The 7,983-nt window shown below is 62.7% G+C and carries 6 protein-coding genes; 4 read left to right on the forward strand and 2 right to left on the reverse strand.

Going from position 1 to position 7,983, the window contains the following annotated elements:
• Positions 1–3: 3 nt before the first annotated feature.
• Genes G8767_RS08080 through G8767_RS08090 form a run of 3 tightly spaced genes read left to right on the forward strand, consistent with a single transcriptional unit; the run spans position 4 to position 4,842 of the window.
• The gene (locus G8767_RS08080) at positions 4–1,317 is read left to right on the forward strand and encodes an 8-oxoguanine deaminase (protein WP_240952033.1); all 1,314 of its coding nucleotides are present in this window, start codon (positions 4–6) and stop codon (positions 1,315–1,317) included.
• A gap of 7 nt (positions 1,318–1,324) precedes the next feature.
• The gene (locus G8767_RS08085) at positions 1,325–2,134 is read left to right on the forward strand and encodes an FAD binding domain-containing protein (protein WP_166809785.1); all 810 of its coding nucleotides are present in this window, start codon (positions 1,325–1,327) and stop codon (positions 2,132–2,134) included.
• Positions 2,131–4,842 (forward strand): molybdopterin cofactor-binding domain-containing protein, encoded by a 2,712-nt coding sequence (locus tag G8767_RS08090; protein WP_166809786.1) that lies wholly within the window; start codon positions 2,131–2,133, stop codon positions 4,840–4,842. Before G8767_RS08085 ends, G8767_RS08090 begins: the two co-directional genes overlap by 4 nt.
• On the opposite strand, the gene lat is transcribed toward G8767_RS08090, so the two are convergent.
• Together lat and G8767_RS08100 are read right to left on the reverse strand one after the other, a co-directional pair.
• A complete protein-coding gene (gene lat / locus G8767_RS08095; protein ID WP_166809787.1) occupies positions 4,839–6,167 on the reverse strand; it encodes an L-lysine 6-transaminase in 1,329 nt (442 codons plus the stop codon). The genes G8767_RS08090 and lat overlap by 4 nt on opposite strands.
• A 65-nt stretch (positions 6,168–6,232) precedes the next feature.
• Positions 6,233–6,697 carry an Lrp/AsnC family transcriptional regulator gene (locus tag G8767_RS08100; protein ID WP_003940830.1) on the reverse strand — a complete coding sequence of 155 codons (465 nt, stop codon included), beginning with the start codon at positions 6,695–6,697 and terminating at the stop codon, positions 6,233–6,235.
• Positions 6,698–6,727: 30 nt separating this feature from the next.
• Here G8767_RS08100 and G8767_RS08105 point away from each other — a divergent pair.
• The coding region (locus G8767_RS08105; RefSeq protein ID WP_166809788.1) for a VOC family protein at positions 6,728–7,983 on the forward strand (1,256 nt) is incomplete at its 3' end.

Consider the following 7,983-nt stretch of genomic DNA (forward strand, 5'->3'; position numbering starts at 1 on the left):
ACGATGGACGGCGACCGCTCCGAGTACTCCGACGGCTACGTCGTGATTTCTGGCAACAAGATTGTCGACGTGGGGAGCGGAAAGGCCCCCGCGTACCCGAATACGCATGTGATCGACGGCAGCGGTTGCCTGATCACTCCCGGTCTTGTGAACACACATCATCATCTCTACCAATGGATCACCCGTGGCCTGGCAGCAGACTCGACGCTCTTCGAGTGGCTGACCACGCTGTATCCCGTCTGGGCGGGTATCGACGCCGACGCCGTCCACGTGGCGGCCACCGGCGGCCTCACCTGGTTGGCAAAAACCGGATGTACGACCACCACCGACCACCACTACGTCGTCCCCCGCGACGCCGGGGATGTTTTCGAGGCCGAGATCACCGCGGCTGCGCAGGTCGGCCTTAGATTCCACCCGTGCCGTGGGTCGATGGACCTCGGTCAGAGTTCCGGCGGCCTGCCGCCGGATCACGTAGTGGAAAAACTCGACGACATCCTGACCGGCACACAGTCGGTGATCGACCGCTGGCACGACCCGAATACCGGGTCGATGTTGCAGATCGCGGTAGCTCCCTGCTCCCCCTTCTCCGTGACGGAGTCATTGCTCCGAGAGTCCGCGACTCTGGCCCGTGAAAACGGCGTGCGTATGCACACGCATCTGGCCGAGACCCTGGACGAGGAGCGCTTCTGCCGAGAGCTTTTCGGTTGCACGCCGGTCGAATACATGGAACGCGTCGGCTGGGTGGGCCCGGACGTCTGGTACGCCCACGCAGTCCATCTCGACGACGCCGGTATCGAGACGATGGCGCGAACCGGAACTGCGGCGGCGCACTGCCCGACCTCCAATGCCCGTCTGGGAGCCGGTATCGCCCGTGCCGCCGATCTGGTGAACGGCGGGGTCACCGTGGGGCTCGGCGTGGACGGCGCCGCGAGCAACGAAGCATGCAGTCTGATCGAGGAGTCTCGTCATGCGCTTCTGTTTGCTCGGGCCAAGGGCGGACCGCAGACGATGACGGTGCGAAAAGCCTTGGAATTGGGAACGATCGGCGGCGCACGAGTTCTGGGCCGTGACAGCGAGATCGGATCGATCGAGGTCGGAAAACTCGCCGACCTGGCGGTGTGGAAACTCGACACCCTCGCGCATGCCGGCATCACCGATCCGGTGGCAGCGCTCGTACTCGGCTCGACTCCCCCGCTGAAGTTACTGCTTGTCAACGGGCGAATCGTAGTTGCCGACGGACGAGTCACCACCGTCGACGAGGACGTCGTGGCCTCGGATGTCGCACGCGCACACCGCGACCTACTCGGAAAGGCTTGAGGCCGCGATGGACCTGCACAGCGTCGACGAAGTTCTGGTGCCGCGGACCCGGGCCGAACTACCCTGTGCGTCACCCGGCATCGGGTTCATCGGCGGCGGCACCTGGCTGTATTCGGAACCGCAGCCGCACCTGACCACGCTCGTCGACTTGTCCGGCCTCGACTGGAGGGCAGTCGAGGTCAGCGATCACGGGATCGAAATCGCGGCCACCTGCACCATCGAGGAACTGTGCCGCGCCGAACTTCCCACATCTTGGTCCGCCGCAGCGCTGTTCCAACACTGCGCTGACGCACTGCTCGCATCGTGGAAGGTGTTGCGATACGCGACTGTCGGCGGCAACATCGCGCTCTCCTTCCCGGCCGGAGCAATGACGACTCTGTGCACCGCACTCGATGCCGAATTGACGATCTGGCGACCGGACGGTACTGAATACTCGGTCCCCGTAGTCGATTTCGTCATCGACGATTCTCGCAACGTGCTCGGCCCCGGCGAGATCATCCGCTGCGTCCGAATTCCCGTGCCTGCACTCACTGCGCGTACCGCGATGCGCAAGCTGGCACAGACGTCACTCGGGCGATCTGCCGTGGCCGTGGCCGGACGCTGCGGCGCCGACGGTTTCACCCTGGCGGTCACCGCCGCGACCCGCCGTCCGTACGCACTGAAATTCGACGAACTCCCCGACACCGCTGCACTTGCGGATGCATTGCGCAGCAGGATTCCGGAAGACGCCTACTTCACCGATGTCCATGGAACTGCGCCATGGCGGAAGGCGATGACCGAGCTTCTCGCCGAAGAAATCCGAGGTGAACTGGAATGAAGTACTCGGTGGACGGAGTTCCCCGCGACGACCGACCCCGCCCAGGACAGTGCCTGCGAACCTTCCTCCGCGAGCACGGAACGAACTCCGTCAAGAAGGGGTGCGATGCCGGAGACTGCGGCGCCTGCTCGGTGCTGGTCGACGGTCACCCCACCCATTCGTGCATCTTTCCCGCCCATCGCATCGGCGGCCACGACGTCGTCACCGCCGCCGGCCTCGGTACGCCGGAGAAACTTCACCCCGTTCAACAGGCATTCGTGGACGCGGGTGGATTCCAATGTGGTTTCTGCACCGCAGGAATGGTGGTCACCACATCAGCGCTGTCGGTAGAACAAAAATCCGATCTCGCGTGCTCGATGAAAGGTAACCTGTGCCGTTGCACCGGCTATCGGTCCATTCGTGACGCCCTCGCGGGTACATCCAATACCGAGACTGCCAAAATAGGCGGGGCCCAAGGGCATTCGATCGCAGCCCCCGCGTCCGCACGCATCGTCACGGGGACCGAGCAGTACACCATGGACTTCTCCCCGGGTGAGAAGCCGATCGACCTGCTTCACGTCGCAGTACTCGGCAGTCCACACGCACACGCACACATAACCCGGATAGACACGGCAGCAGCCGAAGCGGCGCCAGGCGTCGCCGCGGTCCTCACCTTTCAGGACAGTCCGGACGTGCTGTTCTCGACTGCCCGACACGAGGACCGCAACGACGACCCGGACGACACGCGGGTGTTCGACAGCACCCTCCGTTTCCACGGCCAACGGGTCGCCGCGGTCGTCGCCGAAACCCCGACGCAGGCAGAACGTGCACTCTCACTGATCGAAGTCGACTACGAGGTACTCGACGCGGTGTTCGAACCAGATCTGGCACGTTCCCCCGGCGCTCCGCTCCTGCACGGCGACAAAGACGAGAGCTCACGGATAGCCGAGGCACCCCGAAACGTGGTTGCCGCGCTTCACGACGGCGTCGGCGACCTGGACCGTGCGCTCGCGGATGCGACTGCAGTCGTCGAAGGTACGTGGAAAACTGCGCGAGTCCAGCACGTGGCCTTGGAAACTCACGGCGCTGTGGGGTGGCTCGACGAGGACGACCGCCTCGTCATCAGAAGCAGCACACAGGTGCCGTTTCTGGTTCGGGACGAATTGGCGCACATCTTCGATCTCGATCGCAGCCGAATCAGGGTGTTCGCCAAGCGGGTAGGTGGAGGCTTCGGCGGAAAGCAGGAACTACTCACCGAAGATCTGGTCGCACTGGCCGTCCTGCGAACCGGTAGGCCCGTTGCCTACGAGTTCAGCCGAAGCGATCAGTTCACCATCGCACCGTCGCGGCACCCGATGCGGGTATCGGTGCGTGCCGGCGCCGATGCCGACGGCACGCTCACTGCGCTGGCCATCGACGTCCTTTCCGACGCAGGGGCGTACGGGAACCATTCGATCGGAGTCATGTTCCACGGTTGCGCCGAATCCATGGCGGTCTATCGCACTGCGACCAAACGCGTCGACGCCGAGGCTGTCTACACGAACAACGTTCCGTCCGGCGCCTTCCGTGGCTACGGTCTCGGTCAGATCATCTTCGCGGTCGAGTCGGCCATGGATCAGCTCGCGGATCGTCTCGGCATGGACCCCTTCGAGTTTCGGCGCCGCAACGTCGTCGTACCCGGAGACGATTTTGTCGACTGGCACGTCGAGGACGGTGATCTCGAATTCGGCAGCTACGGACTGGACCAGTGCATCGACCTCGTCGACAGTGCACTGTCGAGCGGACGCGGCGAGGCTGCACCAGCAGGGTCGCGTTGGCAGATCGGTCGAGGCATGGCAATTGCCATGATCGCGACGATCCCGCCGCGTGGTCACTTCTCCGACACCACCGTCGCACTCGAGGCCGACGGTCGGTACGTCGTGACTATCGGTACTGCGGAATTCGGCAACGGAACCACCACGATTCACCAACAGATCGCGGCCACCGAATTGCGGACGACAGTCGATCGCATCTCTATTGTTCAATCCGACACCGATGCCGGCGGATACGACACCGGAGCATTCGGGTCGACAGGAACGGTGGTCGCAGGAAAGGCGCTCCTGATCGCCTGCGAGCGCCTTCGCGAGCGGATACTGACCCGTGCGGCGCGATTGAGTGGCCGCGCCGCGCAGATCGACGATCTTTCGCCGGACGGGGTCGAAACGTCCCACGGTTGCCTCGATTTCGCGACGCTACTCGAAGGTGGCCCGCTCGCCGCTGACGGTCGCCACGACGGAACACCGCGCTCGGTCTCGTTCAACGTTCACGGTTTTCGCGTTGCCGTCGACACGGATACCGGCCGGGTGAAGATCCTGCAGTCGGTTCAGGCCGCCGATGCCGGCACCGTCATGAACCCGGCACAACTCCGCGGGCAGGTGGAAGGCGGTGTGGGACAAGCGCTCGGTGCTGCGCTGTCGGAGGAGATAGTCATCGAGGAAGGTAGGGTGGTCAATCCGCAGCTGCGCAATTACCACGTTCCCCAGATCGGGGATCTGCCGATCACCGAGGTACTGTTTGCCGACACGTACGACAAGCTCGGCCCTTTCGGCGCGAAATCGATGAGCGAGGCGCCCTTCAATCCGGTGGCACCGGCGTTGGCAAACGCAATCGCGAATGCTTGTGGAGTTCGGATGTACTCCACGCCGATGACACCAGACCGGGTGTGGGGCGAACTCCAGGCGGGGACCTAGGCTTCGCGTTCGAGTACGCGCTCGACGGCGTCGACCGCGTCGTCCAGTTCACTGGTCGTCACCGTCAGTGCGGGCCGGAACCGAATTCCTTGCTTACCCGTCGGCAGAATCATCACATGCTCGTCTTCCCGCAGTCGCTGGACGACGCGATCACGAAGGTCACTGTCCGCCAACGTGATCGCGCACATCAAGCCACGACCCCGAGGCTCGGTCGCCGTCGCGTAACGCCCGCACACTTCGGTCAACCGGGTAAGGAGATGCGCGCCCGTGAATCGCGCGCGGTCGATCAGTCGGTCCTGTTCGATGACTTCGAGTATCCGCCGGGCGCGCACCATGTCGGTGAGGTTGCCGCCCCACGTCGAATTGATCCGGGAACTGACGTGAAACACATTGTCGTGCACTTCATCCACGCGGCCACCGGCCATGATGCCGCACACCTGCGTTTTCTTGCCGAAGGCCACCACATCCGGGTGCAATCCCAATTGCTGGTAGGCCCAAGCGGTTCCGGTGATCCCGCATCCCGTTTGCACCTCGTCGAGAATGAAGAGGGCGTCATTCTCACGACACAGCTCTTGCATCTCCTGCAGGAATTCCGGCCTGAGGTGATGGTCACCGCCTTCGCCTTGGATCGGTTCGGCGATGAAACAGGCTATATCGTCGGGGTTGTCGGCAAACGCTCGGCGCGCTTGATCGAGAGTTCGCCTCTCCGCTGCTTCGACATCGCGGCCGTCTGCCAGGTACGGCGAGTCGATGCGGGGCCAGTCGAACTTGGGGAATCTCGCGACCTTGCCCGGTTCGGTGTTGGTGAGCGACATCGTGTATCCGCTACGACCGTGGAAGGCCTCGGTCAAATGCAGGACCTTCGTCCCCAGATCGCGTGACAATCCACGGCTTTCGTTCAACCGACTCTTCCAGTCGAAAGCAACCTTGAGCGCATTTTCCACCGCAAGTGCCCCGCCGTCCACGAAGAACAAGTGTGGAAGCGCCGAATCCCCCAGGACACGAGCGAAAGCCGCAACGAAGCGCGCCATAGGTTCGGTGTAAATGTCGGAGTTACTCGGCTTGTTGGAGGCGACAACAGCCAACTCCTGCTGAAATTCCTCGTCGCCGGTGATCGCCGGGTGATTCATCCCGAGGGCAGACGAGCCGAAGAAACCGAACATGTCCAGATACTCGGTTCCGTCTCGCAGGTCGCGAAGATAGGAACCTCGTGACCTTTCGACGTCGAGAATCAGATCGAATCCGTCGACGAGCATGCTGGCTTTCAACACCTCGTAGACCGGAAAGAGCGCACTGTCACCGAAGTCTCGCATCGCAGTACTCATACGCGAAGGTTATGTCAATTTTACGAGAGTGTCGATAGAACACCGTAAAAGTTATTGAACAAGCGTCATTCGTCGTAAAAAGTTTGTAGGATGATGGTGCTTCGTGTGTTGACGTTGGCTGCCGTACGGATCTCCTGCAGCAATCGCTCCAACGCCCGAGGTGACGCCACCCGGACCAGGAGGACGTAACTTTCACTCCCGGCCACCGAGTGGCACGAGACGACCGCCGGCAGGTGACGCAAACGAGCAGGAGCATCGTCGGGCTGCGAAGGATCGAGAGGAGTGATGGCGACAAATGCGGACAGATTGTGACCGAGTGCCTCAGGATCGATCTTCGCCGAGTAGCCACGGATCACCTTGCGAGACTCCAATCGACGCACTCTCGACTGGACTGCGGAGATCGAGAGTCCAGCCTTCTCAGCAAGACTCGCGAGAGTGGCACGGCCGTCCAAGACCAATTCACGCATCAAAAGTCGATCGGTTTCGTCGACCGGAACACCGGCAACGTCACTGGTTTCTGTTTCTCGCACCTGCGCAGGCTAACGCAATCGGACATTCGTATGGTTGAAACCTGGGAGCTACGTGCACGGTTCGCTGCGGCCCTCGCCAAGATGTACGGCGACGAGGTCCCCGCTTACAACACCTTGGTAGATGTAACGCTGCAGGTGAACCGTGATTTTGCTGCCGAACATCCGGATTCTGCGGAGCGCCTGGGCAGCCTGGCGAGAGTCAGCGCCGAGCGTCACGGCGCCATCCGACTGGGGACTCTCGACGAACTACGTGACGTAACCACCGTCTTCGGCGGATTCGGTATGTTTCCGGTCGGCTACTACGACCTCCGGCTCACCGACTCCCCCATTCCCGTTGTCTCGACGGCTTTTCGCCCCACCGAGCCTGCCGAACTCGCCCGGAACCCGTTCCGTGTTTTCACCTCGGTACTGACCGGCTCCGATTCCAGGTTTTTCGACACCGACCTCGAGCGTCGGATCACCGGGTTCCTGCGTCGCCGAACCCTGTTCTCTCCCGCACTTCTGCAGTGGGCCGGGAAAGCAAACCGCGAGTGCGGCCTCCTGGAGCCCGAGGCGACACAATTCGTCGAAGCGGCAACCTCGGCGTTTCGGCTCGGCACCGAACCCATCGACGCCGGTTGGTATCGCGAACTTGCCGCGATCTCACCTGTCGCCGCAGACATCGCCGGCCAGGGCTCGACACATGTCAACCACCTCACCCCACGGGTACTCGACATCGACGAGTTGTACCGCCGAATGACCGAGCGCGGCATCGCCATGATCGACCGCATCCAAGGCCCGCCGAGATGGAATGGGCCGCCACTGCTTCTGCGGCAGACGTCGTTTCGCGCACTGGCCGAAGACAGACGTTTTCGCCGGCCGGACGGATCGGTCACCACAGAACCTGTCCGCGTCAGATTCGGCGAGGTCGAGGCACGCGGAATCGCGTTGACCCGCAGCGGGAGGGCGATCTACGACCGACTGATCGCCAGGCCCGAGGACGCCGACTGGGGCAGCGAATTTCCGCACACCGAGGACGGACTCGGCGACGCGGGGTTGGCGTACTTCACGTACCGAAGCGAAGGAACTGTCGTCGTCCGCGACCCGATCGTCTACGAGGACTTTCTACCGGCATCCGCGGCCGGGATCTTCGCGTCCAATCTCGATTCCGTGACCGGATTCGTTTCCGATGCGCCCGGCGCCGAATACGGGCAGGATCGACTGGAGGGCGCCATCGACCGCACCATCGAAGATCCGTTCGAGCTGTACCGCGCACAACAAGAGGCATCACGTGCCGTGCTTTCTCC

Source organism: Rhodococcus sp. IC4_135, from assembly GCF_011602025.1.
Classification (GTDB): Bacteria; Actinomycetota; Actinomycetes; order Mycobacteriales; family Mycobacteriaceae; genus Rhodococcus_F; species Rhodococcus_F baikonurensis.

What these genes read in the sequence shown, in the direction of transcription:
- G8767_RS08080 (WP_240952033.1), top strand. Translation starts at nt 4, where the DNA reads ATGGACGGCGACCGCTCCGAGTACTCCGACGGCTACGTCGTGATTTCT.
- lat (WP_166809787.1), bottom strand. Translation starts at nt 6,167, where the DNA reads ATGAGTACTGCGATGCGAGACTTCGGTGACAGTGCGCTCTTTCCGGTC.
- G8767_RS08090 (WP_166809786.1), top strand. Translation starts at nt 2,131, where the DNA reads ATGAAGTACTCGGTGGACGGAGTTCCCCGCGACGACCGACCCCGCCCA.
- G8767_RS08085 (WP_166809785.1), top strand. Translation starts at nt 1,325, where the DNA reads ATGGACCTGCACAGCGTCGACGAAGTTCTGGTGCCGCGGACCCGGGCC.